This window comes from Hyphomicrobium nitrativorans NL23 (assembly GCF_000503895.1).
In the GTDB taxonomy this organism is placed as follows: Bacteria; Pseudomonadota; Alphaproteobacteria; order Rhizobiales; family Hyphomicrobiaceae; genus Hyphomicrobium_C; species Hyphomicrobium_C nitrativorans.
On record NC_022997.1, the window covers coordinates 2,208,741 to 2,231,034 of the forward strand.

Annotated in this window: 20 protein-coding genes; 8 read left to right on the forward strand and 12 right to left on the reverse strand. The window is 65.3% G+C overall.

Translation table 11 applies throughout. From position 1 onward, the window contains the following. Positions 1–6 precede the first annotated feature (6 nt). Together W911_RS10275 and W911_RS10280 are read right to left on the reverse strand one after the other, a co-directional pair. Positions 7–951 (reverse strand): sensor domain-containing diguanylate cyclase, encoded by a 945-nt coding sequence (locus tag W911_RS10275; protein ID WP_023787475.1) that lies wholly within the window; start codon positions 949–951, stop codon positions 7–9. 178 nt (positions 952–1,129) lie between these two features. After that, positions 1,130–1,615: an Lrp/AsnC family transcriptional regulator gene (locus W911_RS10280; RefSeq protein ID WP_023787476.1), complete on the reverse strand. Its 486-nt coding sequence runs from the start codon at positions 1,613–1,615 to the stop codon at positions 1,130–1,132. A gap of 185 nt (positions 1,616–1,800) precedes the next feature. Here W911_RS10280 and W911_RS10285 point away from each other — a divergent pair, with 185 nt between their 5' ends. From W911_RS10285 to ettA, 4 genes are all read left to right on the forward strand, one after another. Further along, the gene (locus tag W911_RS10285; protein WP_023787477.1) at positions 1,801–2,781 is read left to right on the forward strand and encodes a mitochondrial fission ELM1 family protein; all 981 of its coding nucleotides are present in this window, start codon (positions 1,801–1,803) and stop codon (positions 2,779–2,781) included. 103 nt (positions 2,782–2,884) lie between these two features. Then, positions 2,885–3,625, forward strand: coding sequence for a CPBP family intramembrane glutamic endopeptidase (locus W911_RS17405; RefSeq protein ID WP_158412859.1), 741 nt, complete (start codon positions 2,885–2,887; stop codon positions 3,623–3,625). 111 nt (positions 3,626–3,736) lie between these two features. Beyond that, positions 3,737–5,584: an inverse autotransporter beta-barrel domain-containing protein gene (locus W911_RS10295; protein ID WP_041316470.1), complete on the forward strand. Its 1,848-nt coding sequence runs from the start codon at positions 3,737–3,739 to the stop codon at positions 5,582–5,584. 212 nt (positions 5,585–5,796) lie between these two features. Further along, a complete protein-coding gene (gene ettA / locus W911_RS10300) occupies positions 5,797–7,458 on the forward strand; it encodes an energy-dependent translational throttle protein EttA (RefSeq protein ID WP_023787480.1) in 1,662 nt (553 codons plus the stop codon). Here ettA and W911_RS10305 read toward each other — a convergent pair. The 4 genes from W911_RS10305 to W911_RS10320 all read right to left on the reverse strand — a co-directional run bounded on the left by W911_RS10305 (position 7,439) and on the right by W911_RS10320 (position 11,525). After that, the gene (locus W911_RS10305) at positions 7,439–8,872 is read right to left on the reverse strand and encodes a UdgX family uracil-DNA binding protein (RefSeq protein WP_023787481.1); all 1,434 of its coding nucleotides are present in this window, start codon (positions 8,870–8,872) and stop codon (positions 7,439–7,441) included. The genes ettA and W911_RS10305 overlap by 20 nt on opposite strands. Next, positions 8,872–10,074 (reverse strand): putative DNA modification/repair radical SAM protein, encoded by a 1,203-nt coding sequence (locus W911_RS10310; protein ID WP_023787482.1) that lies wholly within the window; start codon positions 10,072–10,074, stop codon positions 8,872–8,874. Before W911_RS10310 ends, W911_RS10305 begins: the two co-directional genes overlap by 1 nt. Positions 10,075–10,131: 57 nt before the next feature. After that, on the reverse strand, positions 10,132–11,040 hold the full coding sequence (locus tag W911_RS10315; RefSeq protein ID WP_023787483.1) for an EamA family transporter: 909 nt from the start codon (positions 11,038–11,040) through the stop codon (positions 10,132–10,134). A 74-nt stretch (positions 11,041–11,114) separates the two neighbouring features. Further along, positions 11,115–11,525 carry a DUF983 domain-containing protein gene (locus tag W911_RS10320; RefSeq protein WP_023787484.1) on the reverse strand — a complete coding sequence of 137 codons (411 nt, stop codon included), beginning with the start codon at positions 11,523–11,525 and terminating at the stop codon, positions 11,115–11,117. A 132-nt stretch (positions 11,526–11,657) separates the two neighbouring features. Between W911_RS10320 and W911_RS18750 the strand changes: the two genes are divergently transcribed. Together W911_RS18750 and W911_RS10325 are read left to right on the forward strand one after the other, a co-directional pair. Next, positions 11,658–11,909: a GntR family transcriptional regulator gene (locus W911_RS18750; RefSeq protein ID WP_244438489.1), complete on the forward strand. Its 252-nt coding sequence runs from the start codon at positions 11,658–11,660 to the stop codon at positions 11,907–11,909. After that, positions 11,885–13,003 (forward strand): aminotransferase-like domain-containing protein, encoded by a 1,119-nt coding sequence (locus W911_RS10325; protein WP_244438491.1) that lies wholly within the window; start codon positions 11,885–11,887, stop codon positions 13,001–13,003. Before W911_RS18750 ends, W911_RS10325 begins: the two co-directional genes overlap by 25 nt. Here the strand turns inward: W911_RS10325 and W911_RS10330 are convergent. Together W911_RS10330 and W911_RS10335 are read right to left on the reverse strand one after the other, a co-directional pair. Continuing rightward, a complete protein-coding gene (locus W911_RS10330; protein ID WP_023787485.1) occupies positions 12,993–13,919 on the reverse strand; it encodes a hypothetical protein in 927 nt (308 codons plus the stop codon). The genes W911_RS10325 and W911_RS10330 overlap by 11 nt on opposite strands. 100 nt (positions 13,920–14,019) lie before the next feature. Continuing rightward, a complete protein-coding gene (locus W911_RS10335; protein WP_041318365.1) occupies positions 14,020–15,960 on the reverse strand; it encodes an acyl CoA:acetate/3-ketoacid CoA transferase in 1,941 nt (646 codons plus the stop codon). A gap of 293 nt (positions 15,961–16,253) precedes the next feature. Here W911_RS10335 and W911_RS10340 point away from each other — a divergent pair, with 293 nt between their 5' ends. Together W911_RS10340 and W911_RS10345 are read left to right on the forward strand one after the other, a co-directional pair. After that, complete coding sequence (locus W911_RS10340) at positions 16,254–16,946, forward strand: hypothetical protein (protein ID WP_023787487.1); 693 nt, start codon at positions 16,254–16,256, stop codon at positions 16,944–16,946. 147 nt (positions 16,947–17,093) lie between these two features. After that, positions 17,094–18,296, forward strand: coding sequence for a D-alanyl-D-alanine carboxypeptidase family protein (locus W911_RS10345; RefSeq protein ID WP_023787488.1), 1,203 nt, complete (start codon positions 17,094–17,096; stop codon positions 18,294–18,296). A gap of 14 nt (positions 18,297–18,310) precedes the next feature. Here W911_RS10345 and W911_RS10350 read toward each other — a convergent pair whose 3' ends face one another. The 4 genes from W911_RS10350 to purE all read right to left on the reverse strand — a co-directional run bounded on the left by W911_RS10350 (position 18,311) and on the right by purE (position 22,239). Next, positions 18,311–20,002, reverse strand: coding sequence for a zinc metalloprotease HtpX (locus tag W911_RS10350; protein ID WP_023787489.1), 1,692 nt, complete (start codon positions 20,000–20,002; stop codon positions 18,311–18,313). 100 nt (positions 20,003–20,102) lie between these two features. Then, entirely contained in the window at positions 20,103–20,459 is a 357-nt protein-coding gene (gene rpsU, locus W911_RS10355; protein ID WP_023787490.1) for a 30S ribosomal protein S21, read from the reverse strand. Between the two features lie 206 nt (positions 20,460–20,665). Continuing rightward, positions 20,666–21,748, reverse strand: coding sequence for a 5-(carboxyamino)imidazole ribonucleotide synthase (locus W911_RS10360; RefSeq protein ID WP_023787491.1), 1,083 nt, complete (start codon positions 21,746–21,748; stop codon positions 20,666–20,668). Further along, a complete protein-coding gene (gene purE / locus W911_RS10365; protein WP_023787492.1) occupies positions 21,745–22,239 on the reverse strand; it encodes a 5-(carboxyamino)imidazole ribonucleotide mutase in 495 nt (164 codons plus the stop codon). The genes W911_RS10360 and purE overlap by 4 nt, the downstream gene beginning before the upstream one ends. Positions 22,240–22,294 lie beyond the last annotated feature (55 nt).

The window sequence follows — 22,294 nt, forward strand, 5'->3', positions numbered from 1 at the left end:
GCACCATCACGCCACGGCCGGAACGCGAAACCATCCCCAGCTTCCCTTGCGCGCCGCCTTGAGGCGATAGAGCGCCTGGTCCGCGCAATTCAGCAGCTCCTTCAAGTCCCGCCCATCCTGAGGGAACAGGCTGACGCCGACCGTGCATCCCACTGTCGCGCGCTCGTTTCCGATCTGGATGGGACGTGAAACGGCCGATTTGATGCGTTGGCACACATGTGGAACGCGGGCCATGTCCGCGAGCGTTGGCAGGTAGACGACGAACTCGTCGCCCCCGAGACGGCACGTCAAGTCGTCATGGCGCACACTTGCGCGGAGGCGCCGGCCGACCTCGACGAGAACTTCGTCCCCGGCCTCGTGTCCGAGGCCATCGTTGACCGCCTTGAAGCCGTCCAGATCGATCAGCAACAACGCGGCCATCGCAGTGCCGGCCTCTCGTGTGGGGAGATCCTGCGCCCAGCGAAGCTCCAGCGCGCGCCTGTTGGGCAGGCCGGTCAAGGAATCGAGAAATGCAATCGAGCGCAACGCGTGCTCTGCGGTTTTGTGATGTGAAACGTCCTCGAACGTCGCGATGGCGATTCCGAGGTCATGCAGCAGAACGCCGCGATGCTGCACCGTCTTGACGCTTCCGTCGCCGCACAGGATCTGAAGCTCGACGGTGTCGACATCGTCGATCGCGCCCTGGCCACCCATCCAGAGCCGCTCCCAGAGCGCACGCGATTTGATACGGTCTTCCGCGCGGAGGTAGACTTGATCGATCCACTGGAAGACGGTGTCGAAGGCGTCGTCGGTGTAGCCGAACGTTCTCTTGAAGCTTCGGTTGACGAAGCGGATCTTTTCGTCGGCGATACTGGCCCACGACAGGGGCGTGGGGATCGCATCGAGAAAGACGCGCAGATCCTCGTCCGAGAACGTTGCCTGCCCCGCCTGGTTCGTAAACCGTGTGACCATTGAGAAACGACTCCGCACGCAAACCTGCGAGCGAAGAAACCGCTTCGAACGCCGGGCGTACCGACCGCGGATGGCAGGGGAGGAAAGGAGGCGATCTGCTCGCAGGATCGCGTCCAAGCGCGAGAGCCTCGGCGAAAAACGTTAGAAATTCCTTAGCGTTCACCACAAATAGCGGGCGTTAGCCCGCATCGTCCGGCACGGTGAGCGGCACGCCGGGCGCGAGCTTCGCGCGGCGGATGGCGAGGTTCGTCTTGACGCTGGCCACGTTCGGGGCCGCTGTCAGCTCCTTCAGGACGAAGTCCTGGAAGGTCGAGAGATCGGGCGTCACGCACTTCAGGATGTAGTCGCTTTCGCCCGACAGCATGTGAGCCTCCCGTACGACGGGCCAGGACAGCACCAGGTCTTCGAAGGCGCGCAGGTCCGGCTCGGCCTGGTTGTGCAACCCGACGAGGGCGAACGCCGTCAGCTCGAAGCCGAGCACCCGTTCGTCCACCAGCGCCGTATAGCCCTGGATGACGCCCGCGGCTTCGAGCGCACGCACCCGCCGGAGGCATGGCGGCGCGGACAGCCCCACCTTCTTGGCCAATGCGACGTTGGTAAGCGCGCCATCGGCCATCAGCTCGCGCAGAATGCGGCGGTCGGTTGCGTCCAGGCGGAAGGCCATAACATGTCCTCGATGGCGTCGGTGTCTCCCGGCGTAGGGCAGGACGGCAACAAATGCAAAGATTTCCTGTGCATAAAGAGCGGTCTATTGCTCGAAATACCGCTGCCGGAAGCAGTAGACAGCTCCCTCGCCGCGAGACAATGTGAGCCCCATGCAGAACGCGATACGGCCGACGGAGCGCGCACATGGAACCTGAGCGCGCCATGGCGGGTGCGAAAGCGTGGATCATTAGTGACGGGAAGGCGGGGCATGAAGCCCTGTGCCTCGGGGTCGCGGAAGCCCTCGGGCTCGACGTCGAGATGAAGCGCATCCGGCCGTCCGGCATTTGGACGGCGATGGCGCCATGGGGGCCGGTCTCGCCTGCCGAACGGTTCGGCCGTGCAGGCTCGCTGTTTGCGCCGCCGTGGCCGCCGATCGCGTTCGCGGCGGGCCGCACGACCACGCCCTATATCCGCGCCTTGAAGCGGCGAGCGGGCCTCAAGACGTACACGGTCGTGATGCTCGATCCTAAGACAAGCCCCGCGACGGCCGATCTCTTCTGGGTGCCGCAGCATGACAAACGGCGCGGGGCGAATGTCGTCACGACCTTGACGGCCCCGCACAGGTTTTCCGCGCGCCGCCTTGCGGACATCCGTGCCGAGCCCGACGCCGCCATCGGCGCACTTCGCTCCCCCCGCGTTGCCGTCCTCGTCGGCGGGCCGAACGAGCGCTACCTCTACCCGGAGCCGGTGATTGGGAGGTTTCAGGATGTTGTCCGGTCGCTTGCGATGCTTGGCGCCGGTCTGATGATCACCACGTCGCGGCGCACGCCGAATGCGCTTGTGACCGCGCTCGAAGCGCTGCAACGCGAGACCGGCGCGCTGCTGTGGACGGGGGAGGGGCCAAATCCCTATCCCGCGTTTCTAGCGGGCGCCGACGCATTCCTCGTCACGGCCGACAGCGTCAACATGGCGGGCGAGGCGGCGGCGACCGGCCGTCCTATCTATGTCTTCGAGCCCGAAGGCGGCGCCGAGAAATTCAAGGTGTTCCACGCCGCCCTGCACGATCTCGGGGTGACGCGGCCCGCGCCGGAGCGCTTCGAAACGCTTGAGACGTGGAGCTATCCCGCGCTCGACGCGGCACAATCCATTGCCGCCGAAATCGAGCACCGCTGGCAGCGCCGCTAAGGTCCGTCGACCAGCTTGACGTAGCTGCGACGGGCGGGAAACTCTCGGAGACGAGAACTATCGGCAGCGGATGCCGAGGCAAGGGGATGTGTTGGGGGACGCCGTGGCGGACGTGATCAAGGCGGGCGGCACGGTGGCCTCGCCCGAGCGGCTCTCGCCTTTTGGATGGACTTGGCGGCTTGCCGAGATGGCGTTGCTGTTCGGGCTCGCGCCGCTCGTGATGATGTGGCTCGTCCACGGCGAGCGCATTCCGCTGCTGTCGGACTACATTCCGGCGGGCACCAAGATCCCGATCTTCGTCGCGCTTCTCCCTGTGCTGTTCATCGCCGCGTTCCTGCTTCTAATCGATCCGACGTTCCGCCTGCGCGACGAGTTGCGGCGCGGCATCCGGTGGCGCAACGCGCTCTCGATTGTGCTGATCTTTCTCGTCATGGGCGGGGCGGCGACATGGTGGGTGAAAAGCTATCACCCGGCGTGGTTCCTCGAATTTCCGGCCAATCGCCCCGACACGTACATGCGCATCATGATCGGCTATCCCGTCTTCTCGGTGGCGGCACAGGAGCTGCTTTACCGCTCGTTCTTCTTCCACCGCTACGGGCCGATGTTCGGCTCGCAGGTCTGGCTCATCGTGATCGTGAACGGGCTTCTGTTCGGATACGCGCACATCGTCATGGGCTCTCCGTTCGCCATTGCCGCGACGGCGCTCGGCGGCTTGATCCTGGCCGCGCGTTATGCGGTCACGCGCTCGTTCTGGGCCGTCTTCATCGAGCACACGCTGTGGGGTTGGCTGATCTTCACCATCGGCCTCGGCCGCTACTTTTTTACAGGTGTGTCCAACTTGTGACCATTGGATCGATCGATTTCGTTATCAGGAAGTTCGCCATACTGACGAATCGCATTTAACTATCGGGCAATTCCGTTGAAATTAGCCGTCGGACGATCTGCCGCTTGTGCGATGTTTCTGCTCGGCTCGGCGTCTCCGGTCGCTGCCCAGGAGAAATGGGCGCCATGGCTGGAGCTTGGCGGTTTCTACGGTTCGAGCGACACAAGCCGAGGCGAAGCGGTGCTCTGGGTGCCGTTGGCGCAGGGGGCCACCTCGCTGCTGTTCGGCGAAATGCGCGGCAAGCTGTTCGAGGACGACATGCGCGAAGGAAACTTCGCGCTCGGCTATCGGCAAATGAGTTCCGGCGGCTGGAACCTCGGTTTCTGGGGCGGCTACGACATCCGCGAAAGCCAGTTCGGCAACACCTTCCGACAGCTCACGGGCGGCATCGAGGCCCTCTCCGACCGCTGGGATTTCCGCGCCAACGCCTATCTGCCGCTGAACGACAGCGAGAACCTGTTCCGCGCGTCGTCTTTCGTCACGACGGCCCCGGTATTGGAATTCACCGGGTCGACCATCGGACTTGTCACAAACACAACCACCACGACGATCAGCCAGGACGAGCTTGCGCTGTGGGGCATCGATGCCGAGATCGGCGCCAAGCTGTACGCGACGCCACTCGATCTTCCGGGACCGCGCCACGAGTTGCGGGTCTATGCCGGCGCCTACCACTTCGACCATCCGGACTTGCCCGATTCGCTTACCGGGCCGCGACTGCGCGCGGAATGGCGTGTGGACGAGATCCTCGGCGAGTGGGACGGCTCCCGCCTGACGTTTGAAGGAGAATACTCTCACGACGACCTGCGCGACGATCGCTTCGAGATTGGCGCGAGGCTTCGCCTGCCGTTCGGAGCGGAAGGCCGCTCCGCGTACGCCTCGCGCGCGCTCACAGCTCAGGAACGCCGCATGTCGGAAGGCCTGGAGCGCGATACCGACATCGTCACCGATACCCGGACGACGAGCACGACGACGGACTCGACAGCCACGGAAGCCGTCGAAGACGCCGAGACCGGCGTTCGCTTCGACCGCGTCGCAACTGTCGACGCGACGGGAGACCTGACCACGACATCGTCAACAGCCGGCGCGAACTCGCTTATCATTGCCAACGGCGACGCGGGCGCGCTCGTCGGTGAACACACCATAGAGGGGGCGCAAACCCTGATGGGCGCAGGCTCGACCATCGAGGTGCGCGGCACGACGTCAGGCACGGTGATGGCATTCACCGCAGAAGGCTCCCGCCCGACCTTCCAACCGTCCGCCGGTGCGGGAGGCGATCAGGTGGTGCTCAATACGGCCAGCGACACGCATGTTACCGGGATCAATATCGCCGGCGCCACCTCGTCGGCTTACCCAATGATTTATGGAATTGTGCTGGCTGACGGCAGCGACAACGTCCTCATCGACGATGTCGATATTCGCACTCTGACCGCCTCCGGCATTTTTATCGGAGAGGATTCGTCAGATGTTACTGTGAGAAACTCTTCATTCTTTGACCTTGGCCGGATTGTGGGGAACACGTATGGCGGCATACTGATCAGAGACCGTGCCCGAGATATAACTCTCACCAATCTTGAAATGAGCGGCGTCTTCACCGGAATATTTTTCGGCCGCAACAGCGAGGCGACGCTCTCCGACTCGACCATACATGGCGCCAATGGCTCGGGCTTGGCGCTAGTCATCCGCGGCGACGCAACGGTGTCGTTTACGGGACTAACCGTAAGCGGGGCGTTCGATCAGACGATATCTTTTTTCGGCGGCAATATCCTTGTCATCGATGCAGGGACGGGCGGGACAACCGTCGCGGGCACGGGCAACACCATCGCACCCGGCACCACCCACACGAATGCGTTTTGTGACAGTGGAAGCTGGAACGGCTCATTCGAGTTTGATGGCACGACCTACACCGACGCGGATTGCTGAGGCAGCGGGGCGAACGGGCCGCATACGGTTTGGACCCGTCACGAGTGACTCCGAGCCCGAGAATTGAACGGTTGCGTGGGCCGCCACGCGGCACCCGCCGATAAGGCTCCCAAGGCGCGGTGACCCCGCCGCCAGCGCGCGATTGAGATTGCCCGCCCGATGGGCTAAAACCCGCTCCAATTCCCAAACCCGTTCGCAGAAGAGGCGCCCAAATGGCTGCAGCCCACCAGTACGTCTACCACATGCACAAGCTCTCCAAGACCTACCCGGGGGGCAAGCAGGTCCTGAAGGACATCTCGCTGTCGTTCCTGCCGGGCGCGAAGATCGGCGTCGTGGGCCTCAACGGCGCGGGTAAGTCGACGCTCCTGAAGATCATGGCCGGCACGGTCGACGATTTCCTGGGCGAAGCCAAAGCCGCCGACGGCGTCAAGGTCGGCTACCTGCCGCAGGAGCCGGAGCTCGATGCCGACAAGGACGTGCTCGGCAACGCCATGGAAGGCGTGGCGGAGAAGAAGGCCATTCTCGATCGCTACAACGAGATCGCCGCCAACTACTCCGAGGAAACCGCCGACGAGATGACGGCGCTCCAGGACCAGATCGATGCGCTGGATCTATGGGACCTCGACACGCAGGTCGAACAGGCGCTCGACGCGTTGCGCTGTCCGCCGGGCGACGCGGACGTGACGAAGCTCTCGGGCGGCGAGAAGCGGCGCGTGGCGCTGACCAAGCTTCTGCTCTCGAAGCCCGACATCCTGCTGCTCGACGAGCCCACGAACCACCTCGACGCCGAAAGCGTCGCGTGGCTCGAACGCTACCTGAAGGAGTACACGGGCTGCGTGATCCTGGTCACGCACGACCGCTACTTCCTCGACAACCTCACCGATTGGACGCTGGAGCTGGACCGCGGCCAGGGCGTGCCGTGGAAGGGCAACTATTCGAGCTGGCTGGAGCAGAAGGCCAAGCGCGCCGAGAGCGAAAAATCCGCCGAGGAAAGCCGCCAGAAGCAGATGGCGCGCGAGCTGGAATGGATCCGCTCGTCGCCCAAGGCACGTCAGGCGAAGTCGAAGGCCCGTATTTCGGCCTACGACAAGCTCGTCGAACAGGCCGGCCACGAAGAGGTGGGCAAGGCGTCGTTCTCCATCGCCCAGGGTCCGCGCCTCGGCGATATGGTCATCGAGGCCGAGGGCCTCACGAAGGCGTTCGGCGACCGTCTCCTGATCGACGATCTCTCGTTCAAGCTGCCGCCGGGCGGCATTGTCGGCGTGATCGGCCCGAACGGTGCCGGTAAGACGACGCTCTTCAAGATGCTGACGGGCGCCGAGAAGCCGGACAACGGAACGATCAAGCTCGGGCCCACGGTGAAGCTCTCCTATGTGGACCAGAGCCGCAGCCACCTCGACGACAAGAAGACGGTCTGGGAGGAGATCTCGGGCGGTCTCGACATCATGAAGTTCGGCGACAAGCGCGAGATGAGCTCGCGCGCCTATTGCGGCTGGTTCAACTTCAAGGGCGCCGATCAGCAGAAGAAGGTCGGCCTGCTCTCGGGCGGCGAGCGCAACCGTGTGCATCTTGCCAAGATGCTGAAGGAGGGCGGCAACCTGCTGCTGCTCGACGAGCCGACGAACGATCTCGACACCGAGACGCTGGGTGCACTGGAAGCGGCCCTCGAAGATTTCCCCGGCTGCGCCGTGGTGATCTCGCATGACCGCTTCTTCCTGGACCGCCTCGCGACCCACATCCTGGCCTTCGAGGGCGACAGCCATGTCGAATGGTTCGAGGGCAACTTCGAAGCGTATGAGGAGGACAAGAAGCGCCGCCTCGGCGACGCTGCCGTGGAGCCGCATCGCATCAAGTTCAAGCGCTTCGAGCGGTAGGGTTGCGGGCGAGCGCCGCGGCTGCCGCGAGATCTTCGACGAAGGCGGCGTAGGCCTCGCGCTTCGCCGCCTCGTCGGGTACCCGGAGCAGATAGGACGGGTGCACGGTGACGAAACCGGCTCGACCGTTGAAGTCGAACGGACCGCGCGTCTTGATGATCGGCAGCGCCTTGCCGGTAAGCGCCTGCACGGCCGTTGCGCCGAGGGCGACGATAAGTTTCGGCGCGACGAGGTCGAGCTCCTTGTCGAGCCACCAGCGGTAGTGGCGGACCTCTCCCGCGGTCGGTGATTTGTGCAATCGGCGCTTCCCGCGCGGCTCGAACTTAAAGTGCTTGACCGCATTGGTGAGGTAGCAGGCGTCGCGGTCGATGCCCGCCTCCGCCATTGCGCGCGCCAAAATCTGTCCCGCCGGGCCGACGAACGGACGCCCCTGGACATCCTCCTGGTCTCCCGGCTGTTCGCCGACGAATGCCAGCGACGGCTTCAGCGGCCCCTCGCCAAGCACTGCGCGCGTGCCGCCTGTGACGAACGGCTCCGCAGCCGCAATCACGGCGTTGAGATCCGCGAGCGTCCGCACGTGGTCCTCGCGCATCCGCGCCACGGCTTTGGCCGGATCTTTCTTGCGGGAGGGGGCAGGGGCATTGCTCATGAGTGTCTCAACGCGCGAGCCGGCGGCGCGAAGCAGATCCGGGATCAAATTCGTCTCGGGCATGTTGGCCCAGTACTTTTTCGGCATCTCGCGCAGCATGGCCGAAGGGTTCGCCCGCGCCGGATTGAACGTGCTCGCGTAATAGGTGCTCCACCCGGCTTCGACCGCGCCCGTCGCGGGCAGCGCGCTCTTCTCCCCGGGCGGCCCGACGGTCAGCGTTTCGCGGTCCCAATGCAGCGAGCCGGTCGGAGTCAGGATCGACCAGGTCATGCGGCGAAAGCGATCGACGAAAAAATCCGCGGTTTCCTCCAGGATGTCATGCTCGGGCTCGAACCACGCGACGTAGCGTTCGTCCTCGTCATCGGTCACGCGGCGGAAGCGCAGGAACGCGTGCATCTTGTGAAGATCGCGGCGCACCGATTTTTCCATGAGCGCGAGGCGCGCGACCAGGGGATCGCTCGCAATGTCGAGCAGCGCGCCCTCGCCATGGAGAAGGCGCCAAACGCAAGCGTAGAGCAGCGCATACCGCTCCGGATCGCGATGACAAACGACGAGGCGGATGAGATCTGCGGCTGCGCGCGGCAGCGAGATCGGCGGCGCGTCGGCGCCAGCTTCGCCCCGATTGCCGTCGAACAGCGATGGCGTGCCATCCGTTTGCCAGACGACCGCGTCGGGCGGCCTCGCCTCCGCGATGAGACGGCGCACGGCCCGGCGGAATCCGTCCAAATCGGCGCCCTCTCCGAGCGTGACAGGCGTAACTCCCATCACAAGAGGCTTAGTTGCTTTGGCGGCGCAACGCGTGCACGGAGATCCGCGCGGTCGGTCAACGCACCGGGACGATGGTCGAGCGTGATCAGAAACGGTGCTGCCCGGCGAAACGAAACCGTCAAGCGCGCGACATCGGCCGCGCGAAGCGTCGTATGCCGCCGCGCGGCGACGATCTTGTCCACCGCCCGCGCGCCGAGCCCGGGCACGCGCAGCAGCATCTCCTTGGGTGCGGTATTCACATCGATTGGAAACGCGCCGCGGTTCTTCAGCGCCCAGGCGAGCTTGGGATCGATATCGAGATCGAGCATGTTGTCCGCACTCGTGGACGCGATCTCATCGACGGAAAATGCGTAGTGCCGGAGCAGCCAGTCCGCTTGATAGAGCCGATGCTCGCGCGCGAGCGGCGGCGGCTTCGGCGGCAGGAGCCCGCTTGCATGATCGATGGGGCTGAACGCAGAGTAGTAGACACGGTTTAGCTTGAAGCGCCGGTACAGGCCGTCGCTCGCCGTCAGAATGTCGGTGTCCGTTGCCGCATCTGCGCCGACGATGACCTGCGTGCTCTGGCCTGCCGGGGAGAAGCGCCGCCGTTCCGCGCGCGCTTCGGTGATGCGCGCGTGCATGTGCCCCATCGCCTCGCGGATCGTCGTGTCGCTCTTTTCCGGCGCGAGGCGGGAGAGGCCCGCCGCGGTCGGAAGTTCGAGATTGATGGACAGCCGGTCCGCCCACAGCCCCGCCTGCTCGATCAGCCAGGGGCTCGCTTCGGGGATGGTCTTGAGGTGGATGTAGCCGGCGAAGCCATGCTCGCGCCGCAGCGTCTTCGCCACGCGCATGAGCTGTTCCATCGTGTGGTCCGCCGAGCGGACGATGCCGGAGGAGAGGAACAGGCCTTCGATCATGTTGCGCTTGTAGAACCCGAGCGTGAGCGCCACGACCTCGTCCACCGTGAAGCGGGCGCGGGGCACGTTCGATGAGCGCCGGTTGATGCAATAGGCGCAGTCGAACAGGCAGTAGTTCGTGAGCAGGATCTTGAGCAGCGAGACGCAACGCCCGTCCGGCGTATAGGCGTGGCAGATCCCGGCGCCGGTGGTCGAGCCGAGCCCGTCCGCCGCGGCCTTGCGCTTCGGCGCCCCGGAGGAGGCGCAGGAAGCGTCGTACTTTGCGGCGTCGGCGAGAACGGCAAGCTTATCGAGAATCTCCATGGATACCTCCATGATGTTCGCTATATGTTCTTACGTAAAAACGTCAAGGGCAGAGCGTCAGAGCGGGCGTGCACGGAGCCAGGCGGCGACCCGCGGCCAGAGCAGGTTGAGCGCCAGCCCCAGCATCACGAGCGCCGCCGCGATGAGCTTCCACGCCTGCAGCGGCTCGCCGAGCCAGATGGCAGACGCGCCCATGCCGAACACCGGCACCATCAGCGCCATCGGCGCGACGTTGGCGACGGGATGGCGCGCCAGCAGCCAGCTCCACGCCGCATATCCGAACAATGTGTTGCCGACCGCCTGCCACGCAACGGCGGCCCACGTGACGGCATCCGCGCCGGCGAGGCCGTTGCGGATCGCGGGCCATCCTTCAAACGCGAAGGAGAGGGCGAACAGCGGCGGCACCGCGAACAGGCTCGCCCACACGACGTAGGCCAGCATGTCGGCAGAGGGTGTCGCGCGAACGACGATGTTGCTCGCAGCCCAAGAGGCCGCAGCCGCAAGAACGAGCGCGAGGCCGAGCGGCGTCGTTGTGCGGTCCGTGTGCATGAGGATCACACCGACGCCCACGAGCGTGACGAGAAGCGCGAGCACCTGCCGCCGATGCAATCGCTCGCCGTTGAAGACCGCTGCCATGGCGATGGTGAAAAACACCTGCGTCTGCACCACGAGCGAGGCGAGCCCCGGCGTGATGTGCCCGTTCATGGCGATGTAGAGGAGGCCGAATTGCCCGGCGCCGACGAGAACGCCGTAGGCCGCCAAGTTCCGCCACGGCACACCTTTAGGCCACTTCAGCAGCAGGGCGGCCGGGAGCAGCGCGCCGAGAAACCTGAGTGCAGCGAAGAGCAGCGGCGGCAGGTGGTCGAGCCCGATGTGGATGACGACGAAGTTCGTCCCCCACACCGCCGTGACTGCGAGCGCCAGGAAGGCGTGGGAGAGCGGCAAAGCGGAGGAGGAAGGGCTCAAGGCCGTGACGCTTTTCTAGAAAGGCAACGCGAAACGCGCCCGGATTAATAACGCTCGACGGTCAGGCCGCCTTGTCAGCCAGCGGCGTCGGCCGGTCTCGGAGGCCGGCTCCCGCCGAACCCGTGCATCCGAAATGCCCACTGAAGCGCGACGATGAACCCCTTCACCGGCTGCAGCAAGGCAAGAGAGAGGATCACGGTCAACGGCAGCCACAATGCGAGGTGCAGCGACGTCGGCCATCCGCCGAGGCGGAACTCGACCCAGAACACGAGCGCGATGACGATGTGTCCGACGATGGACATCACGATATAGGCCGGCATGTCGTCGGCGCGATGGTGATGGAGCGCTTCGCCGCAGGCCGGGCACGTCTCCGTGACCTTCAGAAAGCGGCGGAAGAGTTTCCCTTCGCCGCAGCTCGGACAGGTGCAGCGCACGCCGTTAAAGAGCGCTTTGGAGACGGTGGGCTCGTCCTCGACATTGGTCATTGCGATGCTCCTGCGATGGGCTTTTTGCACGCCGGCACGGAAAGGCATAAAACGCATTGTATGGATGATCAATGCGCTATATGACCCATTTGTATGGATTGGACGCATACAATTTCCGGCCGACAGGGGCCGATGTTTCAGCGCATCGTCAACGCACTGGCGGAAGCCATCGAGGACGGGCGTCTGCGGGCAGGGCAGACGTTGCCGACGCACCGCGCGCTCGCAAGTGCGCTGGGTATCGATCTTACGACCGTGACGCGCGCCTATGCCGAAGCGCGGCGCCAAGGCCTGACGGACGCAACCGTCGGGCGGGGACGTTCGTCAAGGGACAGCCGGCAGGCGGCCTCAGGGCGAGCGCCATGCCGGGCATCGATCTCTCGATGAACCTGCCGCCGCAGCCGGCGGATGCCGATCTCGACGGACGCCTGGCGCGGGCGCTTGCGGAGGTGCGCGCCGAGAGCGGCCTTGCGCCCTATCTCACGTATCAGCAGCCGGGCGGCACCGGTGCGGAGCGGAAGGCCGCAGCCGAATGGCTCGGCGGCATGGTGGCGGATCTCGCAGGGGGACTGACAGCGGATCGTCTGATCCTCGCGCCGGGCACGCAGCCCGCTCTGTTCGCGCTCCTTCTCGCGCATGCCGCGCCGGGAGACGCGATCCTCACGGAAAAGCTGACCTATCCGGGGTTCAAGGCGGCGGCGGCGGCGCTGGGCGTGGCGCTGATTGGCGTCGAGATGGACGGGGAGGGGATGATCCCGGGGGCGCTCGACCGCGCGGCCCGCGGCGGGACCGCAAAGATCGTCTATCTGACGCCGACGATGCAAAATCCCACGACGGCAACGATGAGTGCCGACCGGCGCAAACGCATCGCAGCCGTCGTGCGCAAGCGTGGCCTCGTGCTGATCGAGGACGATCCCTACACTTTCCTCGCGCCTGGCCTTCCGCCGATTTCATCTTTCGTACCGGAGCGAAGCTATTTCGCGGCAAGCCTGTCGAAGGCGATTGCACCGGGCCTGCGCACGTCGATCGTCGTGGCGCCAGATGCGGCGGCCGCTGCGCGCTGCGCGGCGCTTCTGCGCGCGGTGGTGCAAATGTCGTCGCCCTTGATGGCCGCAATCGCAACCCAATGGATGCGCGACGGCACGGCCGCCGATCTCATCAAGGCGACGCGCAAGGAAACGGCGGCCCGTCAGACGCTCGCGCGCGACGCGCTTCAAGGACAAGACGCGATTGCGCATCCGGCCGGATTGCATGTCTGGCTCGGCTTGCCGAACCGCTGGCCCGCGCCGCGCTTCGTCGCGCATTTGGGCGGGCGCGGCCTTGCCGTCGTCACTGCGGATGCCTTCGCGACCGATGCCGCGCCACCCAACGCCATTCGCCTCGCGCTGGGCGCGGCGCGCAATCAGGCGCAGTTGGCGCGCGCGCTCGCGATCCTGGCCGAAGCGCTCGGCGAAGGTGCGACCGGCGACGTTATCGTTTGAGTTCGGCACGCGTGCGGGCTGCCGCAGCTATCACCGCTCCCACCGTGTAGATCGCAAGGCCAAGCGCGGTCGCCGCCGAAAAACCGACGCGGCCTTCCAGAGTTTGCAAAAACAGTGCGGCCACTGGGATCAGCGCGGTCGCCGCGCCGAGCGTCAACGATGACCTGAGCGAGACCGCCTTCTGAACCGCATAAATCGGAAACGCGAGGACCGCGAGACCGAGCGCAACGGCAGCAGCGAAATCTGCTGCAGGAACGGCGCCCTTGTCGTCGAACCCCAGCAGATAGCCGCACGTTGCGAAGAGGAGATAGAGTGGAAAGCGCAACGCGAACACAGCCGCCGGACTAAGCCCGCGGTCGCTCAGTCGATAGCTTGCAAGAACCATCCCGGCCATCGCGACACCGGAAAAAAGCGAAAGCAGCACGCCGCACACGGCGACGAAAAATCCTCCTCGCACAAATCCTGAGAGCCCCCCGATTGTGGATGCTGCGAGTGCGACGAGGCCAATCGCCAAAATGAAGAGCCCGCAGCGTTCCCACGCCGACAGAGGCAAACGTGGGCCGTCGCCGTCCGCTCTACGGGCAACGACGATCGAGAGCGGAATGATCCCGGAGAACAGCGTGAACGCCACCGCGGGCTCGATGAGCTGAACGGCGCCGAGATAGAAAAGCCATCCAACGGCCGACGAGACGTTGAGTGCCGCTAAGAGCGCCGGGTTGACACAAGCGATCTGCAACTCGTGGCGCGCGCGAACCACAACGATGACGAGGCAGAGAAGCGCCGACGTCCCGAAGACGTAAATTCCGACCAGCAGAGAGTCCATCCGCTGGAGGACTGTACCAAACACCACCGCCTGGGCCGCGTCGAGCACCACGAACACAGCGCACCAGATGAGGCCGAGACTGCGGTTGGACATGGCGAGATCGCCTGGAATGAAAAAGCCGACGGCATGGCTAACCGACCATCGCCGCCGACGTATTTACGGCCTTCCGAGACGACCGGATTGCGAAGACCGATCAGGCCGCCGAAATCCCAAGCGACGCATAAGCCGCTTCGGCGCTGTCGTACACGCGCGTTTCGAGACCGCGGCGGCGCAGCGCGTCCTGCAGTTTCGTGCGCGTGATGGCGCTCGTGGCGTAGCGCGCCATGCGCTCGTAGTGGTGCTTGTTCACGTAGGCGACCATGTCGGCGTACTGGTCGTAGAGGTCTTCCGCGATGCGGCAGCCGTCCTGGTTGACCACGGCGTTGACCTTGCGCCCGGCTGCCGTGCAGGCTTCCGAGATCGCGCGCTGGAGATCCGCAACATCGGCCTTCTTGCGCGCAGCCCACGCCGAGAGGTTGATCGAGAGCAGGTTCCGGCTCGCGTCGTAGCTGATGCGGTCTTTAAGGCCCTCGTTCAGGAGGTCGGCAAGCAAGCCCATCGGACCTTCCGCGAACAGCGCCGGGTTCATGGCGATGGGGCTGTGGATGTGCGGCTTGAAGGCCATGTGCGCGAGAATGTCCCGCTCGATGTCGATGCCGGGCGCCACCTCGATCAGTTCGAGGCCGTGATCGGTGAGCTGGAACACGCAGCGCTCGGTGACGTAGATTACGGGCTGGCTCTTGTCGGCGGCGTACTGTCCCGAGAACGTAACCTGCTCGACCTGTTTGACGAACTTCCGCGCGCGGCCTTCCTGCACGATCTTGAGGTTGCCGTCCTCGATGGCGATCTTGAGACCGCCTGCCGTGAACGTTCCGGCAAACACGACCGCGCGCGCGTTCTGCGAGATGTCGATGAAGCCGCCGCAGCCGTTGAGACGGCCGCCGAACTTCGATGTGTTGACGTTGCCGAGGCTGTCGCACTCCGCCATGCCGAGGCAGGTGAGGTCGAGGCCGCCGCCGTGGTAGAAGTCGAACATCTGGTTCTGGTCGATGATCGAATGCGCGTTGGCCGATGAGCCGAAGCTCGACCCGCCCGCCAGCACGCCGCCGATGGCGCCCGCTTCCGTCGTCATGACGAGGTAGGGCGTCACCTTCTCTTCGTTGGCGACGTTCGCCACGCCGTCCGGCGCGCCGACGCCGAGATTGATCACGCCGTTGAGCGGCAGCTCGAACGAGGCGCGGCGCGCGATGATCTTGCGCTCGTCGAGCGCCATCGTCGGCAGGTTATCGACCGTCACGCGCACTTCGCCCGCAAGCGCCGGATCGTAGACGACGCCGTAGTTCATTCGATGCATCTCGGGTGGATCGGCTACGACGACGCAATCGACGAGAATGCCCGGAACCTTCACGTCCTTCGGCTTGATCGAGCCGTCGGCGACGAGACGCTCCACCTGCGCGATGACGACGCCGCCGTTGTTGTGCGCGGCCATCGCCTGCGCCAGCACGTCGAGCGTCAGGCACTCTTTCTCCATGCTGAGGTTGCCGAGCGGATCGGCGCTGGTGGCGCGGATGAGCGCGACGTTGATCGGCGTCGCCTTGTAGAACAGCCACTCCTGGCCTTCGACTTCGAGCAGCTTGACGAGGTCTTCGCGCGTGACCGTGTTCACCTTGCCGCCGCCGAAGCGCGGATCGACGTAGGTGTGCAGCCCCACCTTCGTGAACAGGCCCGGACTGCCGGAGGCGCAACTGCGGTAGAGCTTCGAGATCACGCCCTGGGGCAGGTTGTAGCCCTGGATCTTGTTGTTCTGCGCGGCCTCGGCAACCTTCGGCATGCGGCCGAAGTTGGCGGCGATGACGCGCTTCAAAAGGCCTTCGTGATGCAGGCGGCCCGTGCCGAGCCCTTTGCTGTCGCCCGCGCCCGCGCACATGATGAGGGTCAGATCACGCGGGGCCCTGGTCTCGACGAAACGCTTCTCCAGCGCGGCGTGCAACATCTCCGGGATGCAGCTCTGGACGAAGCCCGTCGTCGCGATGACGTCGTCGTCCTTGATCCGCGCGATGGCCTCGTCGGCCGTCATGACCTTGCTGTTCTGCATGAGCGTTTCTTCCCCGGGAGCGGCCGCCTTGCTTACGTCTTCCGCCGGATCGCCGATCGGAGGACGTGCCGAGGCCATGCGTGTTTATAGGGCGCCGGTATACGAGAGCGCCTAGCCTCTCCGCAATGCCACGAACCCGCCGCGGATCGTCCTACTCCAAGGGGTTGGATCGACCTACCCACCCGTCTTTAACCACGGGAGAACCGCTCGGACATCGGCAGAGCCACACCTTCGCCGGATTTGAGCGGACATTTGCGTCCGCGCGGGAGCTAAGGGGAGTTGGGGAGCGTATAATGAAAATCTTCAAGCCGCGTGGCACCACGCACGACGCCACTGAAATCGCGACCGACACGGCCCGCCATGTCTCGAACGGTGGTCTCGGAGCGACGATCTTGTCGGGCGTCGCGGTGCTGTTCTCCGGGTACAGCTTATGGGAAAGCTCGCTCAAGACGGCCGACGTGCAGGTTTTTGTGCCCCGCGTCATTTCCTATGCTGCACCGTATCAAAATACGAACTTCGAGATGATCTCGATCCCCGTGACGCTGTCGAACGAGGGCGCGCGGACGGGCACGGTGCTGGATCTCGACCTCGCGGTCACCGACCCGCGGACGAAGCAGACGAAGCATTTCTATGCGGCCGAACTCGGCGTCTGGTCGATGGAGCGCACGCGGACACGGAGCTATGACAGCTTCGCGCCGCTGCCGCTCGTGGGCCGCACGAGCCGCACCGAACAGGTGCTGTTCTACACGCGCGGCGACGGCGAAAAGCCCGAGCAGATCATCCGCGAGACTGGCCCCTACACCTTTACGCTCACCGTGAGGCAGGCGGAGGACCGCGGCGTGCTCGGCATCGAGGACGCGAAGGATGCGGTCTCGGTGACGTTCGAGCGTACGCTGCCCTTCTACGATGCACGCGCCTTCAATGAAGGCACCATCTCCATGCACGCCGCGGACTGGACGACATCGACAAACGTCAAAAGCGACTGACGCGCTTCTGGCTGTCCGCGAGATCGTGCATCTTGTTTGTTCCGCGTTGCCAGCGCCCGTTAGGGCTCGCCCGCAATTGACTTGGGTGTTGAGCCGACTTTAGTTAACGTCGTCTATCCTAGCGGCGAACGAGGTCGATCGGCCCCCATGAAACGTCTGACGAGACGGTTGCTGACGATCGGTATGCTTGTGCTTGCGGCGGTGCCGCCGCTTGCCGCGAGCGCCATGGCCCAGCAGGGCGGGTTCTCCACCAAGGCCCGCAACGCGATCCTGATGGATTACGATTCGGGCTCGATCATCTACCAGAAGGCCGCCGACCAGCTTGTCCCGCCTGCGAGCATGAGCAAGCTGATGACGCTCGCCGTGCTGTTCCGGGAGCTCAAGGAGGGCGATGTCACGCTCGAAACCGAGTTCACCACCAGCGAGCATGCCTGGCGGACGGGCGGCGCGCCGTCGCGCACGGCCGCGATGTTCATTCCCATCAACACCAAGACGCCGGTCAGAGAGCTGATCCAGGGCATCGCCGTTCAGTCCGGCAACGATGCCGCGATCACGGTCGCGGAAGGGATTGGCGGCTCCGTCGAAGGCTTCCTCAAGCTGATGGCGGAGGAAGCGTCCCGCATCGGGCTCAAGAAATCGACCTTCCGCAACCCGACCGGCCTCACCGATCCCGAGCACCTGATGACCGCGCGCGAACTGGCGATGCTCGCGCGCCACCTGATCCGCGAGTATCCCGAGCACTACAAGGCCTTCAGTCAGCGCCAGTTCGATTATCGCCGCCACAAATTTTACAACCGCAACCCGCTGCTGTCCGAGGAAGGGCTCGGCGTCGACGGTCTCAAGACCGGCCACACCAGCGCCGCGGGCTATGGCTTGGTCGTGTCGTCGGTGACGGAAGGACGCCGCCTGATCGGCGTCATCATGGGTCTCGAAAGCGAGCGCGACCGGCGCAGCGAAGCGCGCCGCATGTTGGAGTGGGGTGCCAAAAGCGTCTCGCGCGCCAAGCTGTTCGAGGCGGGCGAGGCCGTGGGCTATGCGCGCGTCTGGGGCGGCGAGAATTTCTATGTGCCGCTCACAGGGCAGGGGAACCTCGAAGTCATTCTGCCGAAGTTTCCGCTCGATCAGCGCATCCGCGGCGAGATCGTCTACGAGGGGCCGTTGAAGCCGCCGATCCGCAAGGGCGAGCAGGTCGCGATGTTCCGCGTCACCAGCACGGTGCCGGGCAATCCCGAGCCCGTCGCTGTCAGCGAGACGCCGCTCTATGCCGAGAGCGATGTCGACGAGGGCGGCTTCATGTGGCGCGGGGTCGATGCCATCCTGCACCTCGCGCTGCGCCTCGTTCCGCTTTAGCCGCAAGGTGCCGCCTAAGCGCCGGAAACCGCCACGACGCCGGCGATGACGAGGATCACGACGAACACGATGAGCATTGTCGAGACGCCCGCCAGATAGGGATAGGCCTTGAGCCGCCCCGCTGTCGTGTTGAGTTCGCTCAAGATGACGTGGCCGCCCATGCCGCGGCGGAACCAGCCCACGACCTCGCCCTTCTGCCCGATGTGGCGCGCAACGCGGCGCCATCCGGCCCACATATCGCCGAGCGGCCCGAGCAAGGATCGAAAATCCACCGTCATGCGTCCCGTCGGGTCGGCGAAAATCGTATCCTCGCCGACGATCGAACCGGCGTCCGCGCGACCGATCACCTCCCCGTCGAGATGCACCGGCCTGCCGACGATGGGGGAAGCGGCCACATCTCCCATGAGCGAGACCACGTCGGTGTGCTGCGCTGCGTGAAACGGGTAGACGACAGGGATCATGGCGGCCCAGGCGAGCGCAGCGGCAGGAAACGCAAGCACCGCGAACAACGGCGATGAACTCGCGAGCCCGGCGAGCCCCACGCCGATGAAAACGAGCGTCGGCAGCGAGACGATCCCAAGCTCCCGCAGGAATTTGCTCCAGAGTGCCGCCGGGTTCACGTTCGCGCGTTTCGCGGCCGCGGCGACGTCGATGTCCGCAAACGCCTGCCGCTTCTCCTTCGCGATCACGGAGAGCGCCTTGATGCGCTTGCCCGTCAGCGGATGCGTGGACGAAAGCTCAACGATCCGCGCCCAGGGATTGTAGATGTCGAACAGCATGGCCTCCGCCGTCGCCTCCGGCCGCGCTCGGGACGCCTCGACGACGAGCCCGAGATGGCGCGCGCCTTTGAAGTCGACCGAGCCCATGTGGCGCGTGGAGGCGAGAAGCTCCCGGCCTTGCTCGGTGTCGTCAGCCGTCGCGATGCCGTAGGCGATCTTGACCAGCGCATTCGCGAGATGACGGGCTTCCACGCGCTCGGCGGCGAAGCTGTCGGCGAGATATTCCCGCGTGCGCGAGAGGTAGAGCAGGATGTAGGTGCCGAGCACGTACATTACGTAGGCGGCGATCGCGACGATGAAGAGCTTGTCGCGGCCCTTGCTGTCGCCGCCGCCCGACCGCGCCCGCCGGAAGCTCGCGTAGAGCACGTAGAGCATCTGCACGAGCATCCCCGCCGCCGTCATCACGAGGAAGTCGCGGTTGACGATGTGGCCCAGTTCGTGCGCCACGACCGCCCGCGTTTCCTCCTCGTTCAGGAACTCGAAAATGCCGTCTGTCAGCACGATCCGCGCATTGGATCGGAACAGGCCGTAGGTGAAGGCCGTCGGGTTGCGGTCCGGAATGATGCCGATGGAGGGCGCCGAGAAGCGGTAATCCCGCGCCACGTCGTGCACGATGGCGTGGACGTGCGGATAGCGGGCCTTGAGCGTGGCATCGTCGATGAACTGGACCTTGTTGACCCAGCGCAGCATCAGGTCCGTGAGCCACGGGCTGATGAGGAAGGTCACGCCGTTGATGAGCACGACGAGCACGAGCGCGGGGCCCACATTCATCGCACCTGTCGCGACGAGCGCTGCGATGACGACGCCCGCCACCATGGCGACGAGCAGCGAGAGGGTGAGGAGGGACGCGAAATAGAGCTTGGCCATGCCGCGACGATAGTCGAGGCCCGTCGCGGGAGCCAGCGCAACGGCGGAGCGGAAGCGCATCCGCCCTAACGATCCCCAAAAAGAAAATCGCCGCCGGACAATCAGCCGGCGGCGACATCGAATTCAAGGTGTTGTGCGGATCCCCGGAGGACCCAAGCGTTTAGCGGTTGCTGGAGTAGCCACCGCTGCCACCGGCAGCGCTCGCACCTGCGCCAGCGCTGTTGCCGCCAAAGCCGCTACCGGCCGGACGCGCACCACCCGGGCCGCCACGGCCCGGACCCTTGGCGCCGCGTGCGGCGGCGGGCTTGCCGGGCAGCAGGCCTTCGCGCTGCAGCTTCTTGCGGGCGAGCTTGCGGGCGCGGCGAACGGCCTCGGCCTTCTCGCGCGCCTTCTTCTCGGACGGCTTCTCGAAGTAGTTCCGGAGCTTCATCTCACGGAAAATACCCTCGCGCTGCATCTTCTTCTTGAGCGCCTTGAGGGCCTGGTCGACGTTGTTGTCGCGAACGAGTACCTGCAAGCGGTGACCTCTAAAGTTCTGAATTGGCTGAAAATAACACCGCTCAAAGCCCCGGCGAACCAACCCGCCGGCGCGTCGAGCGCTTAAGATTTGGCTGGCTTCTATCAAACGTTACCGCGCTTGTCCACGGGGACGGCGCCATTTTGGGGCCCAAAATGCGGCTTTAGGCCCCAAACCCAATCGGGATGGAGTCCCAACGCGAGGGCTTATGCGCTCCGCGGCCTGATGCGGTTCACGTGACCCATTTTGCGGCCTGGGCGGGCTTCCGGCTTGCCGTAGAGGTGGAGCGCGGTGCCGGGCTCGGCTGCGAGAGCCGCCCAGCGGTCGACGTCCGCCCCGATCAGGTTGGTCATCGTCACGTCCGAATGCCGCTCCGTCGCGCCGAGCGGCCAGCCCGCCACGGCGCGGATATGATTCTCGAACTGGCTGACGAGGCAGGCGTCCTGCGTCCAGTGCCCGGAGTTGTGCACGCGCGGCGCGATCTCGTTGATGACGAGCGGCTCGGGTGCGTCCGCTCCGAGATAGAACATCTCGACGCCCAGCACGCCGACGTAGCCGAGCGCGTCCGCAATTGCGGCGGCAAGCTCGGTTGCGCGCTTGGCGTGGGCGGGCGGGATCGGCGAGGGCACCGTAGAGGTGTCGAGGATGCCCTCCTTATGAGTGTTGAGCGGCACGTCGTAGAACCGCGTCTCGCCGTTGACGCCGCGCACGACCAGCACCGACACCTCGAACGCGAACGGCACCAGCCCTTCGAGGATCGACGGCACGCCTTTCAGCGCTTCGAATGCGCCCGGCAACTCGGCGGCGCTTGCGATGCGCATCTGCCCCTTGCCGTCGTAGCCGAGCCGGCGCGTCTTGAGGATGCCGGCCCCGCCGATCCCGGCGGCGGCCGCGTCGAACGAGGCCGCGTTGTCGACGGCGGCGAACGGGGCCACGGGAATGCCGAGATCGCGAATGAAGGTCTTTTCCGCCAGCCGGTCCTGCGCAACTTCGAGCGCCTTGGGTCCCGGACGAACGGGTGCGACGGCTTCGGCCGCGGCGGCGGCTTCAAGCGGCACGTTCTCGAACTCGTAGGTGACGACGTCCACGGCTTCGGCAAAGGCGCGGATCTTCGCCGTATCCTCATAAGGGGCGATGGTGGAGGCGGCCGCGAAGTCGCACGCCGGGCCCCGGACGTCGGAATAGATGTGGCACTTGAGGCCCAGGCGGCCCGCCGCGAGCGACATCATGCGGCCGAGCTGTCCGCCGCCGAGAATGCCGATGGTGGAGCCGGGAGGAAGTGCGCTCATTCGGACTTCGGAACCTCGGCCACGGATGCGGTTTGATCGGCGCGCCAGTCCGCGACGCGGGCCGCGAGCGCCGCGTCCGAAAGCGCCAGGATTTGGGCGGCGAGCAGGCCCGCGTTCGTTGCGCCCGCTTCGCCGATCGCGAGCGTGCCGACGGGAACGCCGCCCGGCATCTGCACGATGGAATAGAGGCTGTCGATGCCGGACAGCGTGCTGGTCTTGATCGGCACGCCGAGGACGGGAAGGGCGGTCATGGAGGCCGTCATGCCGGGGAGATGCGCCGCGCCACCCGCGCCCGCGATGATCACCTTGATGCCCCGTTCCGCCGCGGACCGTGCGTAGTCCACCAGCCGGTCGGGCGTGCGATGCGCCGAGACGATCTTGGTTTCGTAGGGGACGGCAAGCGCATCCAGGATGGCCGCAGCCGCCTTCATGGTGGGCCAGTCCGACTGGCTGCCCATGATGATCCCCACGTCCGCGCGGCGTTCGGTCATGCCTTTGGTTCCGGTGCCTGGGCAGCCTCGCGAGGCGGGCCCAACGGGAAAACGG